The 17,423-nt window shown below is 46.3% G+C and carries 13 protein-coding genes and 1 pseudogene; 6 read left to right on the top strand and 8 right to left on the bottom strand.

Annotation, left to right across the window (positions count from 1 at the left end; genetic code table 11):
* Positions 1-201: 201 nt before the first annotated feature.
* Positions 202-1,179 (bottom strand): hypothetical protein, encoded by a 978-nt coding sequence (locus H5647_RS20115; protein ID WP_045858334.1) that lies wholly within the window; start codon positions 1,177-1,179, stop codon positions 202-204.
* A gap of 133 nt (positions 1,180-1,312) precedes the next feature.
* Between H5647_RS20115 and H5647_RS20110 the strand changes: the two genes are divergently transcribed.
* A complete protein-coding gene (locus H5647_RS20110) occupies positions 1,313-2,335 on the top strand; it encodes an RHS repeat-associated core domain-containing protein (protein WP_328286800.1) in 1,023 nt (340 codons plus the stop codon).
* Between the two features lie 20 nt (positions 2,336-2,355).
* The gene (locus H5647_RS20105; RefSeq protein ID WP_162926444.1) at positions 2,356-2,889 is read left to right on the top strand and encodes a hypothetical protein; all 534 of its coding nucleotides are present in this window, start codon (positions 2,356-2,358) and stop codon (positions 2,887-2,889) included.
* Between the two features lie 257 nt (positions 2,890-3,146).
* Here H5647_RS20105 and H5647_RS20100 read toward each other — a convergent pair.
* Positions 3,147-3,770: pseudogene (locus H5647_RS20100) on the bottom strand (transposase); the annotation flags it as partial.
* A 295-nt stretch (positions 3,771-4,065) separates the two neighbouring features.
* On the opposite strand from H5647_RS20100, the gene H5647_RS20095 reads away from it, so the two are divergent.
* Positions 4,066-4,491 carry a hypothetical protein gene (locus tag H5647_RS20095; protein WP_045860786.1) on the top strand — a complete coding sequence of 142 codons (426 nt, stop codon included), beginning with the start codon at positions 4,066-4,068 and terminating at the stop codon, positions 4,489-4,491.
* A gap of 471 nt (positions 4,492-4,962) precedes the next feature.
* The gene (locus H5647_RS20090; RefSeq protein ID WP_045860785.1) at positions 4,963-5,400 is read left to right on the top strand and encodes a hypothetical protein; all 438 of its coding nucleotides are present in this window, start codon (positions 4,963-4,965) and stop codon (positions 5,398-5,400) included.
* A gap of 439 nt (positions 5,401-5,839) precedes the next feature.
* Here H5647_RS20090 and H5647_RS20085 read toward each other — a convergent pair whose 3' ends face one another.
* A complete protein-coding gene (locus H5647_RS20085) occupies positions 5,840-6,829 on the bottom strand; it encodes a hypothetical protein (RefSeq protein WP_045860784.1) in 990 nt (329 codons plus the stop codon).
* Between the two features lie 59 nt (positions 6,830-6,888).
* Positions 6,889-8,112: an ISL3 family transposase gene (locus H5647_RS20080; RefSeq protein WP_045858420.1), complete on the bottom strand. Its 1,224-nt coding sequence runs from the start codon at positions 8,110-8,112 to the stop codon at positions 6,889-6,891.
* 247 nt (positions 8,113-8,359) lie between these two features.
* Here H5647_RS20080 and H5647_RS20075 point away from each other — a divergent pair, with 247 nt between their 5' ends.
* Entirely contained in the window at positions 8,360-8,509 is a 150-nt protein-coding gene (locus H5647_RS20075; protein ID WP_200911609.1) for a hypothetical protein, read from the top strand.
* A complete protein-coding gene (locus H5647_RS20070; protein ID WP_052692235.1) occupies positions 8,494-9,246 on the top strand; it encodes a hypothetical protein in 753 nt (250 codons plus the stop codon). The genes H5647_RS20075 and H5647_RS20070 overlap by 16 nt, the downstream gene beginning before the upstream one ends.
* Before the next feature lie 76 nt (positions 9,247-9,322).
* Here the strand turns inward: H5647_RS20070 and H5647_RS20065 are convergent, their stop codons facing one another.
* The 4 genes from H5647_RS20065 to H5647_RS20050 all read right to left on the bottom strand — a co-directional run bounded on the left by H5647_RS20065 (position 9,323) and on the right by H5647_RS20050 (position 17,204).
* Complete coding sequence (locus H5647_RS20065) at positions 9,323-11,524, bottom strand: alpha-glucuronidase family glycosyl hydrolase (RefSeq protein ID WP_236074991.1); 2,202 nt, start codon at positions 11,522-11,524, stop codon at positions 9,323-9,325.
* A 58-nt stretch (positions 11,525-11,582) separates the two neighbouring features.
* Positions 11,583-14,246 (bottom strand): glycoside hydrolase family 3 C-terminal domain-containing protein, encoded by a 2,664-nt coding sequence (locus tag H5647_RS20060; protein ID WP_045860783.1) that lies wholly within the window; start codon positions 14,244-14,246, stop codon positions 11,583-11,585.
* Positions 14,247-14,408: 162 nt separating this feature from the next.
* Complete coding sequence (locus H5647_RS20055; RefSeq protein ID WP_045860782.1) at positions 14,409-15,680, bottom strand: GGDEF domain-containing protein; 1,272 nt, start codon at positions 15,678-15,680, stop codon at positions 14,409-14,411.
* A gap of 225 nt (positions 15,681-15,905) precedes the next feature.
* Positions 15,906-17,204 (bottom strand): L-lactate MFS transporter, encoded by a 1,299-nt coding sequence (locus H5647_RS20050; RefSeq protein ID WP_045860781.1) that lies wholly within the window; start codon positions 17,202-17,204, stop codon positions 15,906-15,908.
* Between the last annotated feature and the right edge of the window lie 219 nt (positions 17,205-17,423).

Raw genomic sequence — 17,423 nt, 5'->3', positions numbered from 1 at the left:
TCGATAAAACCAAATAATCGGACAGCCACGTTAAGTGAAAAACAATCAGTTTAGTTGTGGTTTTTATTAAACCCATCACGCCATAGGCGCTATTTCATTACTGTTTGTTTTTGGCGTGAAATATTTGATTTTTCTGAATTTCAGACGAGTCTAGCCGCTCTCTAGGTTCGAGAAAGGTAGGGTTTATTGCCGGATGGGGTGTTAGTGGAAAATGGCTTCGCAATTCGCGAAGGCCGGTCTTCTTTTCAATCCTAGAACTTTGGCAGCGAGCATGAGTTTTGCTTTGCAGCCGACTAAGCTTTTGAATGTGGATTCGAATTGGGTGGTGAGTGTGAGCCATTCGCGGCTGGTTATATTCAATCGCTCTAGAATGGGTGGCAAGTTGTTGTCGATAAAACCACGTTTGTTTTCTCGAATCGCTCTGCCTGTTATGTCCACGAGCTGAATGTAATCCTTCAGGTGAAAGGGTAAGCCTTGGGGCATGGGTTCTCTTGGGTTGCCTACAAATTTAGCCAGTTTTAAAGGTTGAGTGTTAGCCGCTTTAAGGGCCTCAATACGCCGTTTTATAGAGGTATGTTCCGAGCTTTCTGGGGTTGTCGCCATTTTGGCTCGAACAGGATTTAAATCGACATAAGCCATGCAAGCGGCGAGTGCTTTTTCATCCAGTAACGCCTGTGATTTAAACCGGCTTTCCCAAAAACGACCTGTGCAGTGGTCTTCTGCATTTGCCCTGCGGGCAATGGGTTCGTTTAAAGCCCACATGAAACGACTTATGCTGGCGAGTTCCAAGCGCCATTGGTCCAGCTTTTCTTTCACGGCCTGCCGCTGGGCGTCATCTAACGGCCCACCTTTTACAAACGCTTGCGTTAAGGGGGTACCTTTGTAAAGGGTGTGCCAGCGTTTGGCTACCTCTAAATCGCTTAACGTGTGAGCCTCTGCGGCATTAATATGCAATACCAGATGGTGGTGATTACTCATTACGGCGTAAGCACAGATGTCAATGCAAAACACTTCCCCCAGGAATACAATACGGTCTTCAACCCACTGTCGGCGGTGTTCGTAGTCGTTACCGGTTAACGCATCTAGGCCGCAAAGAAACGCGCGGCGCACACAGCGAGATGTGCAGTGATAGTAGGGTGTGGCATCTAGTGAGATTTGTTGCTTCCTTGGGCGGGGCATGGCTCATTCCTTGAGTTAACTTTTGCTGTTTTAATATACAGCGTTGTTTTTCTTGGATCAAGCGGTGGTGTGGGTGTCCGAGAAACTTTAGCGCAGAAATGCAAGCGACTGGGCAGCGTTAGAAGAAGGGGGACTGAACAGTTTTGCCAAGGCCGCCAAGCCCATCACCTCCCGCGGGTTTACTGGGCATGAAATGATTGATGGCGCCGACATTATTCACATGAACGGGCGCATCTACGACAGCCACCTGGCAAGGTTTGTTCAGGCCGACCCGATCATACAGGCGCCAGAAGTACTGGGCAGCTTGAACCGTTATTCGTATGTGTGGAACAATCCGCTAAACATGACCGACCCGAGTGGATATATGGGGTGTCGTGTGCCACCGGATATGCAACGGGCGATGCCGATATATGACGTGTATAGCGAATCTTCAAGCGGGTATGATGTCACCCTGACTTATGACGATGGTTCTCCACAAACCTTCTTTTTGTCTGATTCATTTGTTGATTCGGCTACTGGTGAAGTGGACCAGGGCTGGGCCGATGCGGTGGTTGATGCTTCTGGGGGGAGGTTTGGTAGAAACGTTACGGGGTATTTTAACGAACAGGGCGAGCCCTTATTGGCTTCGGATAATGGGCCAAGTGGAAATTTGGTAGAAGATCCGACGCTGAAGTCGGCGTTGGAGGTTGTGGAGGGTGAGGTTGCACATAAGGATACCCCCTTACTTTCTCGGTCTGAGCGAATGGAATTTATAAAGAGTATTGGGGCAGATGGTGTTGATATCCAAAACTCTATGGCTCTTGCTGCGGACTTGTTGAGTTCTCCTGAGGGGATAGCAATTTTAAAAAATATGTTTCCTGAAATGGCTTCTATGCCAGCACCATATATGGAAGCCTACATAAAAGTTATGGGTGATTCATATGTTGATAGCAAATCTTTAATGGGGCTAATGGGCGGTGATGCTAGCGTTGAAGCTATCAAAGAGTATGCCCCTCTTAATCTAAAAGTTTATCGAGCGTTTAAAGCAGACAATTGGTTAAAGCGGGCGGGAGGATTGGCAGGTGCCGCGAAAGGTTTAAGTGATGGAGCATCTACAAAGAATATGACTGTATTGCAATTCTATGGCGATCAATGGCTTGCCAGAGATCCATTTTAATTTTGTATAGGTTAGTTGTTATGAAAACAATGACAATATTGACTACGTTACTGATGTTTGCATTTTCTAGTGCAGCATTTTCTGATACTTGTGAATCTGATACTTTGTTTAAAGAAGAGAATGTTCGCCTTAAAAACATTGGACCTGAGGATTTAGAAAAGTTAATTCCATTAAGTATTTGGGATAAAACAATTTATCTACCAAACCGCTTCATGGTTCGCATGAGGAAAGGTCGAGAAGGGGTTTCGTTAGTGACCCATTCCACTGGATTAGAGTCATATTTTAATTGTGATTTTAAAGGTGGACAGTTTTTATACGGATCTATAGATGCTGGGAAGGTTGAGGATTGTATGCTGTGCAGGGATGAGAAAGGAGGGTTTAAAATGAAAATTGATAAATTAACTCTGGGTGATGGCTTTCATGTTTGGACTCACTATATCCCGAATTCTCGTCCGATTGTGGTTGTGTTTGATGATAATAAGTACTTGAAGATTGTTGATAGAAATGATTTTCTTTCTAAGAGTATTGTTCAGCAGCTTGGACTTAACCACTAACTTTCTTCTGCACAAAAGGGGACTGTCAGCGGTGAGTGGCGTTACCTGACCGAAGGCGAGCAGCACCAAATAATCGGACAGCCACGTTAAGTGAAAAACAATCAGTTTAGTTGTGGTTTTTATTAAACCCATCACGCCATAGGCGCTATTTCATTACTGTTTGTTTTTGGCGTGAAATATTTGATTTTTCTGAATTTCAGACGAGTCTAGCCGCTCTCTAGGTTCGAGAAAGGTAGGGTTTATTGCCGGATGGGGTGTTAGTGGAAAATGGCTTCGCAATTCGCGAAGGCCGGTCTTCTTTTCAATCCTAGAACTTTGGCAGCGAGCATGAGTTTTGCTTTGCAGCCGACTAAGCTTTTGAATGTGGATTCGAATTGGGTGGTGAGTGTGAGCCATTCGCGGCTGGTTATATTCAATCGCTCTAGAATGGGTGGCAAGTTGTTGTCGATAAAACCACGTTTGTTTTCTCGAATCGCTCTGCCTGTTATGTCCACGAGCTGAATGTAATCCTTCAGGTGAAAGGGTAAGCCTTGGGGCATGGGTTCTCTTGGGTTGCCTACAAATTCAGCCAGTTTTAAAGGTTGAGTGTTAGCCGCTTTAAGGGCCTCAATACGCCGTTTTATAGAGGTATGTTCCGAGCTTTCTGGGGTTGTCGCCATTTTGGCTCGAACAGGATTTAAATCGACATAAGCCATGCAAGCGGCGAGTGCTTTTTCATCCAGTAACGCCTGTGATTTAAACCGGCTTTCCCAAAAGCGACCTGTGCAGTGGTCTTCTGCATTTGCCCTGCGGGCAATGGGTTCGTTTAAAGCCCACATGAAACGACTTATGTTGGCGAGTTCCAAGCGCCATTGGTCCAGCTTTTCTTTCACGGCCTGCCAGCAACCTAAATAATCGGACCGAAGAAATAATCGGACAGCCACGTTAAGTGGTGGGAACGAAATAATCGGACAGCCACGTTAAGTGAAAAAAAATCAGTTTAGTTGTGGTTTTTATTAAACCCATCACGCCATAGGCGCGACGAAATAATCGGACAGCCACGTCAAATAATCGGACAGCCACGTTAAGTGGCTCTGTATTTAATTCATTGAATTATGGTGGAGTGATTGATGTACGTGGTAGTCATGGCCAGTTTAGCCCAGATGAAATCGCATCTAAGTTACAGGGCATAAAACAGTGAAACTTAAAACAATAATAATTATTTTTGCGGTATTACTACTTGTTACTCCGGCTATTTTGTTGACTCACGAATACCGCGACTCTAATTACTCAGAAATTCAGTGTAATGGAACAGAAAACTATTATGTTTTAACCAGAGAAAACACATCCGGTATTTTGTCTTCTCTCAGATTGCGCAGTGAAAAAGAATTTTCATTTGGTGGCGATGGAGTTAGGGTTGGCGATGGTTTTGTTAATACTGTGCTTCCATACAAAAATATCAATACCCTAAGTTTTGGCAAAGCAAATAGTGATTACCGAATTATGGTATACAAAAAGGGGGGAGGTTCCTTAAATTTTGGACTCTATCCAAGCTATTGTTTTTTGGGTTTGTCTGCTTTCATGGCTAAATCTAACCCCGATGTACTTGTTAACCTTAAGTAGCCTCCTGCACATAAGAGACAGCTTGTTACTACAAGACGATCTTTAGGTGATCCCACTGGAAATAAACGTACTGAGACTGAGTACGCGGAGCGAGTTAGATATGGACGATTGATAAATGAAGGGGCTCCTACCCTTCTGACTGCGGGAAAAATAGTTAAAAAATTATCGCCGTTATCTTATTTGGTAGACGCAGGCTCAGTCATTGCCAATGATGCCGCTTATATTAAATATACTGATGTCATGGAGTTGACGACTACAAGCACTGAGTATCATGCGTCATATGAATTAAATGTTAATTTAACTACTGCGGATGGAAGCTTTGTTAGGACTATTGAGACGATCTGTTGTAGGAGTGGTACGGAATATGTAAATACTTATAGTGAAAGAGTATTTTCAGTCGATGATGTTGGTGTTGTCGTACGCTCTGACAGCGTGCCTTTTGATCAGCGATAGCAATTGAGAGACATATTTATGAAAAATAATAACATTAAATTTCACATATTGACTTTATTTGCAGTTGTTTTTTCTTCAGCTGCATGCGCAACTAAAGATGTTGTTGTGAGAGTTCCCGTTCTACAGACATGTGAAGTCGATGTGAGAGAACGGTTGATTAGTTTGCCGAAAAAAGTAGGTATAGAAGCTGTGTTTTTGGATTTTGATAGGACACTGCAGAGCCACCCATTTTTGGTTGGATATATTGAATTAAGTAGCTCTAAATACTCGAAGGATCATTTGGTTACTGTGGCTAATGGCATTATAAAAAAATGTAGCATTAGCAGAACGCTGGAGTTTGTGAAGAGAGACTCTGGTGAAGGAGAGGCTTTGATGGAGTTTATACGCTCGACTGAAAGCGTAGGGAAAAATTTATATATACTTAATGAAGCCGAGGTGGTTAGGGTTTTGTTTTAAAGAAATAACCGAGCCTTCCACCCCAAGCCCTAGTCAATGACTGGGGCTTTTTGTTTTCTCCTTAGTCGCTAAGACGCTTGTTGAATTACCAAATAATCGGACAGCCACGTTAAGTGGCGGTGATATGAGTTTGAAGATAACCCAAATAATCGGACAGCCACGTTAAGTGGCGGTGATATGAGTTTGAAGATAACCCAAATAATCGGACAGCCACGTTAAGTGGCGGTGATATGAGTTTGAAGATAACCCAAATAATCGGACAGCCACGTTAAGTGAAAAACAATCAGTTTAGTTGTGGTTTTTATTAAACCCATCACGCCATAGGCGCTATTTCATTACTGTTTGTTTTTGGCGTGAAATATTTGATTTTTCTGAATTTCAGACGAGTCTAGCCGCTCTCTAGGTTCGAGAAAGGTAGGGTTTATTGCAGGATGGGGTGTTAGTGGAAAATGGCTTCGCAATTCGCGAAGGCCGGTCTTCTTTTCAATCCTAGAACTTTGGCAGCGAGCATGAGTTTTGCTTTGCAGCCGACTAAGCTTTTGAATGTGGATTCGAATTGGGTGGTGAGTGTGAGCCATTCGCGGCTGGTTATATTCAATCGCTCTAGAATGGGTGGCAAGTTGTTGTCGATAAAACCACGTTTGTTTTCTCGAATCGCTCTGCCTGTTATGTCCACGAGCTGAATGTAATCCTTCAGGTGAAAGGGTAAGCCTTGGGGCATGGGTTCTCTTGGGTTGCCTACAAATTCAGCCAGTTTTAAAGGTTGGGTTGAGGGGTGAGTGTGAGCCACTTTAAGGGCCTCAATACGCCGTTTTATAGAGTTATGTTCCGAGCTTTCTGGGGTTGTCGCCATTTTGGCTCGAACAGGATTTAAATCGACATAAGCCATGCAAGCGGCGAGTGCTTTTTCATCCAGTAACGCCTGTGATTTAAACCGGCTTTCCCAAAAGCGACCTGTGCAGTGGTCTTCTGCATTTGCCCTGCGGGCAATGGGTTCGTTTAAAGCCCACATGAAACGACTTATGCTGGCGAGTTCCAAGCGCCATTGGTCCAGCTTTTCTTTCACGGCCTGCCGCTGGGCGTCATCTAACGGCCCACCTTTTACAAACGCTTGCGTTAAGGGGGTACCTTTGTAAAGGGTGTGCCAGCGTTTGGCCACCTCTAAATCGCTTAACGTGTGAGCCTCTGCGGCATTAATATGCAATACCAGATGGTGGTGATTACTCATTACGGCGTAAGCACAGATGTCAATGCAAAACACTTCCCCCAGGAATACAATACGGTCTTCAACCCACTGTCGGCGGTGTTCGTAGTCGTTACCGGTTAACGCATCTAGGCCGCAAAGAAACGCGCGGCGCACACAGCGAGATGTGCAGTGATAGTAGGGTGTGGCATCTAGTGAGATTTGTTGCTTCCTTGGGCGGGGCATGGCTCATTCCTTGAGTTAACTTTTGCTGTTTTAATATGGGCCTTCCCCTATTCGGGTGGCTAGATTTCTGGCATCAGGTCCAGCCCGCCGAGATGAAATAAAATTGCAGCCTTAAAACGGGCCTTATTCCTAAAACCTTTCGCTTTTACTTTTAGCATTTTTATTCTGCTATTTATACTTTCTGCACCAGCATTATTCTTTTTATTTACGATGGCGTTTATTATCCCCCATAGATTCTTCTTTATGCTTTTAGCTACCGATTTTATAGGATTGAGGCGGCTTCTTATCGCCCAGCTGTACCATTGCTTCCAAGCTTCTTCAGCCCATATACGATCATCATAATTCCAGAGCTCCATGGCATACTCCTTTATCGCCCATGCGCGTGCAGTCTTCTTTGCTACAACGCTTAATGTTGAAATCTGTACAGAATGAATATCCTTTAGATTTTCACGTGATCTCAGCCATGCAAATTTCGATCTATGGAGCTCTAGCTTGTGTTGTTGCGCGACCATATTGGCTTCACTTTTACGAACACTATTTAGAGCCTTATTTAAGTCCATCGCAACATGGAACCTATCAAAACATATCGCTCTTTCCCAGTGAGGAATATACTCTTTGGTGGCATAAATATAGGACGGACTCATATCCATACTAATCGTTTCAACTGATTGGATTTGCTTGTCACTTAATCCTGTAAAAAATGCGTTTAAACTCGATTTTTTGCGATCTTCTTGGACATCTATTACATGCCCATGATCATTAGAAACAATGGTCACATATTCATGTCCCTTTTTGCTGCAGACCTCATCGACAGCTAGGTTTTGAATATGTAGATGAGACCGTCTTTTTAGGCCTCGCTCTACAGCCCGCTTCATTATTCCATCGGCAGCATTCCAGCTAAGCGCCAGCTTCTTACTGACGGCATTAATACTCGCCTCTTGAAGCCAGGAGATTACATAAGCCTCAAACATCAAGGTGAAACTTGATCGCTTATCAGCCCAGGGGATATCAGCTTGCAATACACCGTGCGTGCGACATTTAGAGCGAGGGATATTCGCGTGAACGAGAGTGCGAAATTGACAGCTATCGAGATGGCGCCATGTTCTTGTTCTGGTGTCATGGCGACTACATCTGGATTCACACAAAGGGCAGGTTAAATGTTTGTCGCAATCGTATTCAACGTGGACGTGAACGGTGTTGTCACGCTCATCTAGCTGAACTGATTCGACAAACCAAGGAGAAGAGATTGATAATATTTTTTCGTAAAGAGAAAGCTCGTCCATCACTGAAAACCAAGAAATAAAAGGCTGGGATTCTAGGGGAGTTTATTAGGAAAGGCTAGAAAGCCACCTGAATAGGGGAAGACCCTTTAATATACAGTGTTGTTTTTCTTGGATCAAGCGGTGGTGTGGGTGTCCGAGAAACCGTGTCCGAGAAACCGTGTTTCGCCAATAGTACAAGTGCAAGTGAAACAATAAAGGACATCCATAAACTTGACATCTCTTCCCCTTTCGTCCAAAAGGCAAAACCATGACCCAAGCCAGAATTGAACAGGTCTCCCTTGAGGCCACACCGTTTTATCACTGTTATGTGCGCTGCGTTCGGCGTGCATTTTTGTGTGGTGATGATTATTCGACGGGTGAAAATTTCGATCACCGTAAGCAGTGGATCGTTGGCTAGAAAACCCCGAAAGCCTTGATGTGGCGGTGCTTGAAAAGGTTAACGAAATTATTAAAATGTGGCGCACACGCTTAAGTTGTATTAGTTGGTTTATGCGTGGCGTAAATGAAACCATTGCCCGTATGGCAAACGAAGAAGAAAATTGCAAAGGCCGTTTTTGGGAAGGGCGTTTTAAAAGCCAAGCCTTGTTGGATGAAGCGGCGTTACTCAGTTGTATGGCCTATGTCGATTTAAACCCTATACGTGCAGCTATGGAGCCCGATCTTGCCAGTAGTGATTTCACCTCTATACACCAGCGTATTTTTGATTACGCAAAGTATAAACACACACAATCAAGTGTTGAACATACCGTGGTTGAGCGTGTTAAGCAGCAGCGAGAATTAAAAGCCGAGTTGGTTTTAGATAAACAATCAGAAGCACCGCTTATGCCTTTTAGTGGCTCTTCCCATACCGTTATTCATACGGCTTTACCGTTTACGCGCGAAGATTATTTTGAATTGGTTGATGCAACAGGCCGATTAATATGTGACGGTAAACGCGGCTTTATAAAGGCCGATGTCCCCCCTTTAATACCGCAATTAGGGATTAACCCCGACAAGTGGATTGATCACGTCCGACACTTTAATCAGCATTATGGTGCTAGCGCCGGAAGCGGAAAAAAACTAAAAGCGTATGCTGGATTATTTGGGCGGGCTTGGTGTAAAGGGGTGTGTTCTTCGGCTGCGGCGTATGCTTGAGCGTAAAAAGAAAACCCCTCTCGCAAACGATTAGGTTGTTTGCGAGAGGGGTTTATTTTTTTAAGTACAAAGTCGTTTAATGCCGTCTAGGTTCCGTATTTCCCGGTGCAAACGGAAAACGCATGGCTTTATAGTCTTCGAGTGTTCCTTTCGGTGCTTTTAACCCTTCGGGAATGGGCATGTCGGAAAATGTTTGGAAGTATAGAACGCACGCATTTCTCCACCAATCGGCTTCTTTGGCTTGAATACCCAGCGCCATTTGTACTTGTTTAAACTGGTATGGGTCTATTTTGCCTTCAAGACCATCCCATGTGGTTTTCATTTTTGCGGCATCTTCTGCACCTTGGTAATAATGGTGAACCAATTCGTCCCACAGTGGACGACCCGAGCGCATGGTGTGGTCCCAAGGTACGTGGTGGAACCACAATAAAAACTCTTCGGGAATTGTTTCAGTAGAGGAATAAAGTTTACGCACAGGCTCGTGGTACTGTTCGATAGCGCTTTCGCCTGTGGGTGTGCGGTTTACACCAATACCGTTTTTGTCGGCGCGGTGATAATACACAGGGTTCCATTCTGGACGACCCAATTCGCTAACCCAAGGCGCTGGGCCGTAATGGTGGCCAGTGCCCATCATGTGGGCGAGGCCGAGAGGGGTCATGTAGTTCACCGCAATTTCGCGTGAATTCATCATGATTTGGGTAACTGTATTGACCACTTCCCAGTCATTTGAAAGCGTCATGCGGGCCCATTCTTCTGCAACGGCTTGTGCGGTGAGTTCGTGATCCCATGCCATGCGACCAAACACATACCAGTTAGATTGAAGCATGATATGGCCGGTCCAGTTGCGGTCGGCGCCAATATTAGACACGCCCGCCATACCGGAAATACTGTTGTTGAATAATGAACCATCCACGACTCGGCCTACCGTTGAGCCTTGTCCTTTCGCCCATGTGTCGGTTTTAAGGACTTCTTCGTAGAGCGTGCCGAGGTACACAAGGTGGGTACTAAACCCTAAATATTCTTGCGTAACTTGAAACTCCATCATCATGGGGGTTTTGGGCGTTGCGCCAAAAAGCGGGCTGAAGGGTTCGCGAGGTTGAAAATCGATAGGGCCGTTTTTAACTTGGATAAGAACGTTATCGCGAAACTTTCCGTCCAGTGGTTTGAATTCAGAGTAGGCCTGTTTGGATCGCTCTTCACCACTTTCATGGGCGTAAACGAAGGCTCGCCACATTACAATACCGCCGTGCGGCGCGAGCGCATCGGCTAGCATGTTAGCCCCCATGTCATGAGAGCGGCCATAGTCTCCTGGGCCTGGCTCCCCTTCTGAATTTGCTTTTACGAGAAATCCACCAAAATTGGGGATGCGTTGGTATATTTCGTTCGCTTTGTTTTTCCACCATTGTCCCACTTTGGGGTTGGCGGGGTCGGAGTTATCTAAACCACCAATAATATGGGGCGAGCTAAAGTTAATGGATAGATAAACTTTAATGCCGTACGGCCGGAATAGGTCGGCAAGCGCCGCAACTTTCTCGAGGTATTGTGGTGTCAGTATCTCGGGCGTGGCGTTGACATTATTTAGCGACACGCCGTTAAGGCCGATAGATGCATTAGCGCGAGCATAGTCATAGTAGCGTTGGTCGAGATAGTCGGGGAGCTTATGCCAGTTCCAAATGGATTGGCCTGCGTAACCGCGTTCGGCGTATCGAGACAAGTTGTCCCAATGGTTAAGCATGCGAACATCAACTTTGGGCGATTCGCTTATATCGAGACGAGCGATGGACTGATGGGTTTGTAGTAAGCGCAAAAAATGAAAGGTGCCGTAAAGGGCGCCTATGTCACTGTTTGCCGCAATGAGAGTTACATTTTTCCCTGCGACAGTTTGGCTGCGAATGATAAAACCTTCATCACCAACGTGTTTTAGGTCTTTTTTGGACAGTGATTTTTTAATGGCAGAGGATGATGCCGGGGTGCCGATAAGTAGCTGGTTGTCGTTAATGCTGTCCCTAAAATGAAGCGTGCCAGGAAGCATGGCGCCAAGAGCATAGCGTAGCTCCTGCTGAATAACCGTGCCTGTGGCTGAGGGCATTGTTACATTAACCGTGGTGATTTTTTTGGCATAAGTGTTGGCGATAGGAGTATCACTAAGGGCGTCGTATTTTAGCCAAAGGCGATAGCCATCTTCGTCGTTGAAATGAAATTGCGCGATTGTGTTATTGGCGACTAGTGCCAATAACACAATCGCTACAGCGGTGCGCATATAGGAGGTGAACATCATCTTATCTCTCACTTATCTAGATCTAATCATTCAATTTTAATCGCTTGTTTTTTTGTGTTCAGTCGATTTGAATGCTGGTTTTTAGAATGCTTTCGTTTGTTGCGTAATTCGGTTGGCCAGAGCCCACGCTCAATTCTAGGCGGCCTTTATAGGGGCGGAAATTACCATCGTTGTCTACGAACTGAAGTTGTTTGGCGGTTAAGGTAAAGGCGACTTGAGTGGTTTCTCCTGCCGTAATGCTGACATAGCGAAAGCCTTTCAGTTCTTGAATGGGGGTTTTGACTGGCGCGTCAGGCATGGCGATATAGAGTTGCGCTATTTCGCCACCACTCATGGCCCCGTTGTTCGTGATACTCACATCAAGGGAGAGGTCATTGCCACTTTTTAGTGTGTTTGGTGTATTTAGGTCGCTATAGCTAAAAGGGGTATAGCTCAGCCCGTGACCAAACGGGTATAGAACATCGCCGTCAAAATAGCGGTAAGTACGGTTAGCAAAGGAGTAGTCTTTGAAGTCTGGTAAATCCTTTACGCTGCGATAAAAGGTTACGGGTAATCGGCCACTGGGGTTGAAATCTCCCCAGAGTAAGCGCGCTAATGCTGTGCCGGTACCTTCTCCAGGATAAAACGCCTGAACAATGGCATTAAGGTTTTTATCTTCCCAGTTAAGCGCAACGGCACTTCCGCTAAAATTAACCATCACAATCGGTTTGCCGAGTGCGTGCAGTATCTTGAGTAGCTGTCGTTGCTCGGTGGGCAAACGTAAGTCTGTACGATCGCCATGGTCGAAACCTTCGAGCTCCACGTCCATTTCTTCGCCTTCAAGTTCGGCGGAAATTCCGCCGGCAAAAATAATCACGTCGGCTTTCTGAGCGGCGGTTACCGCGTCTGCGGTGTAGCTTTCAGAGCTGTTTACCCAGCTAAGCTGGAGTGACGGTTCTACGGGATTTCCCCATGTTGTACGCAAATAAGTGCGATGCAAATGTAGTGTGTAGCGTTCGCCTGCTGAGAGCTCTATCGGGCCTGTAATGGTTTCACCGGCAATTTGGAGTGTGGCATTTGAATCGGTTTTAAAGAGGTAAACGCCCGATTTTTGGGGCACCAAAATACCGTCCCAGGTGATGCCGAATTCACCACGAACCTGATTGTCGACCGGTGAGCGCTCCCAATAAAAATCAATTTTGTCATCAATACGGCTAATAACCGGCTCGCCGACACGCGCGGCAATTTGGTCGACCTGCGCGCTGTTGGGAAGCTTTCCTTTTTGTAAATCGGCTTTGTAGTAGTGGGCTTTAAGGCCTGGTGTTAAAGCATTATTGGAGTCGTAATGAAATAAGTGTTTGGCGGAGATCACGCGGTAATGGCCATATTGGTCGGCAATGAGCGGCGAGCCTGGTGCGTAGTAGACGAGGTCATCGCCGGCGCGAGCGCGAATGCCGTCTAAAGGCAGTACGGGTTGAATGGGGGTGCCATGGTAGTTGCCGACCAATATTGATGGGTTAGTGGCGTTGGGGCCAATCACCGCGATACGCGTGCCTTCTTTAAGTGGCAGCACACCATCATTTTTTAGTAGCACCAGCGATTGCTCGGCGGCTTTTAATGTAAGCGCTTGATGTTTATCCGAGCCTATAACCTCTTTGGGGATTTGTGTGTAAGACACATGTTCGGCGGGGTCGAAAAAACCTAGTTTGAAACGAGTAGTGAAGAGTCGTTTTACGGCGGTATCAATATCATTGATGCTAACCATATCTTTTTGAAGGGCAAAATTAAGATTAGCAAAGGTGCTTAAACGACCTGTTCCACAGTTAAGATCGGTACCACTTTTTAGTGCCCACGCAGCGGCTTCGGCGGGGGCCCAGACGAGTGCATGATCATTGGGGCCATAAAAGTCAGCGAGAGCACCACAATCCGAGACAACATGGCCTTCAAACCCCCAGTCGCCGCGTAGAATTTCTTTTAACAAGGGGTCGCTGCCACAAGCGGGTAGATCGTTGACCCGGTTGTAGGCACACATGATAGATTCCACATTGGCGTCTTGTACGGCCGCTTTAAACGCGGGTAAGTAAGTTTCATGAAGGTCTTTTGCGGTGGAGTGGTAATTGTCGGAGTGCCGCGATTTTTCGGGCCCGCTGTGTACGGCGAAGTGTTTTGCCATAGCGGCGGATTTTAGGTAACGGGGGTCGTCACCTTGTAGCCCTTGAATAAATTGAATGGCGAGCGCAGAGGTGAGGTAAGGGTCTTCACCGTAGGTTTCTTGGCCGCGTCCCCATCGGGGATCTCGAAAAATGTTCACGTTTGGGGACCAAAACGTGAGGCCGGTGTAACGCGCTTGTATATCGTTTGCAGCAAAGTAATGATGCTTGGCGCGAGCCTCATCGGATATAGCGGTCGCAACCGCCCCTATAAGCTGTTCATCAAAACTGGCGGCAAGGCCTATTGCTTGCGGGAACACGGTCGCTTTACCTGCGCGGGCAACGCCGTGTAAGGCTTCATTCCACCAGTCGTAAGCAGGAACGTTTAAGCGTTTAATTGCAGGAGCATCGTTATAAAGCTGCCCTATTTTCTCGGACAGCGTCATGCGCGACACCAAGTCGTTAACACGTTCGTTCACGGGTAGCGAAGTGTTTGTATACGCTGGCGGCGCGCCCGAAGCGGTTTGGTTGTTTTCTGAGCAGCCAGTAATAAAGAGCAATAGGCTTGAGACGATGAGAAGAAAAGCTTTCATTTGTTATGGTCTCTATGACTAAAAGAAGTTGAATGATACGAATCTACAAGGAGTATGGCAAATTTTGGCGGAATGTTAAGTGATTGCGAGTGCCATAGTCTCTATGTCTAATGCGGCAGATTGGTTAACGTGTTGCTTGCGGGGTACCTTAGAGGCATGGTGTTATTGATGGAGAATGACTTGATTACGACCTTTAATTTTGGCGGTGTATAGCGCTTTGTCTGCACGAATAAAGGCCGCTTCGAAGTCTTCGTGTGGTGCAGGAAAGCTAACGCCAATACTGACAGTAATGTGTAACGGGCCATTGCCCATAAATTCGTGTTGCGCAATTTTTCGGCGAATCACTTCTGCTGCACTTTTCGCCTCTTCCACAACGGAGGTTTGAAGGAGTAGAACGAATTCTTCTCCTCCCCACCGTACAACTACATCATCGGCTCTGATATTGTCTGATAAAAGCGTGGTGAATTGTGTTAAAACGGCATCACCAATCACATGGCCATGAAGATCATTTACTTGCTTAAAAAAATCAATATCGGCGACAAGCACACTGTAATCCGAAAGGTTTTTAGGGCTGTTGTTAAGTTGGCTTAGCATTTGTATCAAGCCATTACGATTCAGAACGCCTGTGAGTGAGTCGGTGTTCATCAACTCTTTATATTTTTCAGATTCGGCTCGGGCTTCGTCTAAATTGATAGAAGAGCGCTTCACGTATTGGTACCAATACACGAGTCGTGTTTTTGTTTCCCACCCCAGTAGAATTGTCCAGCTAACAATAATCGCAAGATAAAGTGTTTCTCGGGAAATCCATTCTCCAATCAGCTCTACTGACTTGAGTTGATAAGTATGTTCGCCATACGCTATAGGCGAGGCTTGATCTATACCAAAGGCGACAATGGCATTTGATTCTGGCCGTGACAGTTCTCGCGGAATATCAAATTCATCTTTCCACCAGTCGGCCACAGAAAACTCTGCAATGTCGAGTTTTAAGCTGGAGTCAAAGTCGGTGGTGCGTACTGCAACGGACTGAAATTTAGCGGGTTCTAGCTCCACTCTGGTTGCGTAGGCAGCATTATAATTACGCAGGAAGAAACGAAGTTTTGACGCGCTGCCTTCATATTCAATACGGTAAAATACCGAGGAATAACGTGAGAAATCTACGCTTTTGTAGGGCTTTTGGGAAAAGATAATCGAAAGCCCGCAAACGGGATAGGTATCACTTTGTGTGATGGTGCATTTCCAGCGGAAGTTGCTTTTATCCAGCCACTCAATAACGCTTTTCCCGCCAGCGGGTGAATCTGTGTAGGTTTCAATAATGTTGTTGGTGTTGGGGTGTATCTGCAGCATGCGTTGGGGTAAATAGCTGTGCCCAAACAATACCACCAAAGTTAGGATAAAGGCCGCTAAACGAAAGCTGTTGGGGCGGAATGGTCTCATAGAATGTGGCTGCTAGCTTGGAACGGCGGTCGCTGGAGCCCTCTTTTAGAGCTGTAGGTTTAGCATAGCACACGGTGCTGAGTTGGCCGGATGAGCGCTGGTTATTGCGCGGGTGAAGGGGCGTGAGAGTGAGGTCGAGGTCGAGGTCAAGGTCGGTAGGTATTTAAGCGTGGACAGCTAAAAAAGGCGTCTGTAATAGACGCCTTTTTTAGAGTGTAGAGAATGTTAGCCGGTAGGCTGGTTGGCCAGCGGCGAGTGTTTTGGTTGTGCCGAGCCGGTTGCTCGCGCAATATACGCTTTCATTAAAAGGGAGACGGCTAAGGCAACAACAAACGCACCCGCAAAAATGTAGAGCGTTGTTTCGTAACTGCCGGTCATGGTGTGTAATTGTGCGGTAAGCTGTGGGCCAACAATACCGGCAAGCGCCCATGCAGTGAGTACATAACCGTGTATTGCGCCGAGCTCTTTAGTACCGAATAAATCGCCAATAAATGCGGGAAGCGTTGCAAAACCACCGCCATAGCAGGTCAAAATGGTGTACAGCACGATCTGGAAGAGTACGACGCTGGTAATATTGGGGAGCGCCCAAAACAGTGCGATTTGTAGAATAAAGAACGCGAGATAGGTGTTGCCTCGACCGAGATAATCCGAAAACGATGCCCATCCAATTCGACCTAAACCGTTAAACAGCGCCATAGCCCCTACTACTGCGGCAGCTTCGGCGGCGGTTAAACCAATACTTTCTTGTGCGAGTGGTGAAGCTGAATAAATAACGCCAATACCGCAGCTGATATTTATGAACATCATTGTCCATAACCCCCAGAAAGGGCCTGTTTTAACGGCTTCGTTAGCGGTTTGCTGGGAGAGATCTTCTGTGAGTGTTTTCTTTCCGGCGCTAATGGCTTCTTTCATGCCGTCGGGCATCCAGCCTTCGGGAGGGCGTTGCAGGTAGGATGCGGACATTAACATGACGGCCAAATAAACGGCTCCCATTATGATAAATGCGGCGGGAATACTGATTGCTTCAATAATGCTGTTGAAGCTTACGCTGGCGATTGTTGAGCCGAAGCCGAAGCCCATAATGGCCAAGCCCGTTGCCAAGCCACGGCGGTCTGGGAACCATTTAACGAGCGTCGATACCGGCGTGATATAACCAATTCCCAAACCTATACCGCCTAGTACGCCATACCCCAGCCATAAAAGGTAAATATTTTCAGCCCATGTGCCTATGCCTGCTGTAATCATGCCTAAGCCAAAAAATAAGGCGGCAACCGAACCTGATACGCGCGGCCCCCTGCGTTCTACAAAGCGGCCCATGATAGCGGCCGACATGCCGAGAAAGAAAATGGCAAGGCTGAACGTCATCGCGATAGCGGAGCTTTCCCCAAAAGTTTGCCCAGCCCATGTGTTTTCCCACGAATATGTAGAGGCTAGTGGCAAATTAAAGACACTCCATGAATACACGGAGCCAATAGACACGTGAATGCCTACCCCGGATAGCGCGATAAGCCAGCGGTTTTTCATTGCTCTAATCCTATATTGTCAGTTGTTGAAGAGGGTCTGTTTACCGGCACTTTATTATGGTTGTGCATTTGGGCCGTTGATAGAGGTCAATGGCAGAGGGGATGGCGTCACTAATTGAGCCGTTGCTCCCGAAGGTATGCTTTACAGAACTTAACGCGAATTAACGGTTCTTTACGCTGGCTTAACCCAACTTATCGAATACATCTCCCACACTAGTCG

Source organism: Teredinibacter purpureus, assembly GCF_014217335.1.
Taxonomy (GTDB): Bacteria; Pseudomonadota; Gammaproteobacteria; order Pseudomonadales; family Cellvibrionaceae; genus Teredinibacter; species Teredinibacter purpureus.
Note: the sequence above shows the minus strand (reverse complement) of the source record. Positions and strands in the feature narration are given on the sequence as shown.

Bases quoted from the DNA above. Each gene is read 5' to 3' on its own strand.
- H5647_RS20075 (WP_200911609.1), top strand. From the start codon at position 8,360: ATGACCCAAGCCAGAATTGAACAGGTCTCCCTTGAGGCCACACCGTTT.
- H5647_RS20105 (WP_162926444.1), top strand. From the start codon at position 2,356: ATGAAAACAATGACAATATTGACTACGTTACTGATGTTTGCATTTTCT.
- H5647_RS20115 (WP_045858334.1), bottom strand. From the start codon at position 1,179: ATGCCCCGCCCAAGGAAGCAACAAATCTCACTAGATGCCACACCCTAC.
- H5647_RS20050 (WP_045860781.1), bottom strand. From the start codon at position 17,204: ATGAAAAACCGCTGGCTTATCGCGCTATCCGGGGTAGGCATTCACGTG.
- H5647_RS20060 (WP_045860783.1), bottom strand. From the start codon at position 14,246: ATGAAAGCTTTTCTTCTCATCGTCTCAAGCCTATTGCTCTTTATTACT.
- H5647_RS20085 (WP_045860784.1), bottom strand. From the start codon at position 6,829: ATGCCCCGCCCAAGGAAGCAACAAATCTCACTAGATGCCACACCCTAC.
- H5647_RS20055 (WP_045860782.1), bottom strand. From the start codon at position 15,680: ATGAGACCATTCCGCCCCAACAGCTTTCGTTTAGCGGCCTTTATCCTA.
- H5647_RS20080 (WP_045858420.1), bottom strand. From the start codon at position 8,112: ATGGACGAGCTTTCTCTTTACGAAAAAATATTATCAATCTCTTCTCCT.
- H5647_RS20090 (WP_045860785.1), top strand. From the start codon at position 4,963: ATGAAAAATAATAACATTAAATTTCACATATTGACTTTATTTGCAGTT.
- H5647_RS20065 (WP_236074991.1), bottom strand. From the start codon at position 11,524: ATGATGTTCACCTCCTATATGCGCACCGCTGTAGCGATTGTGTTATTG.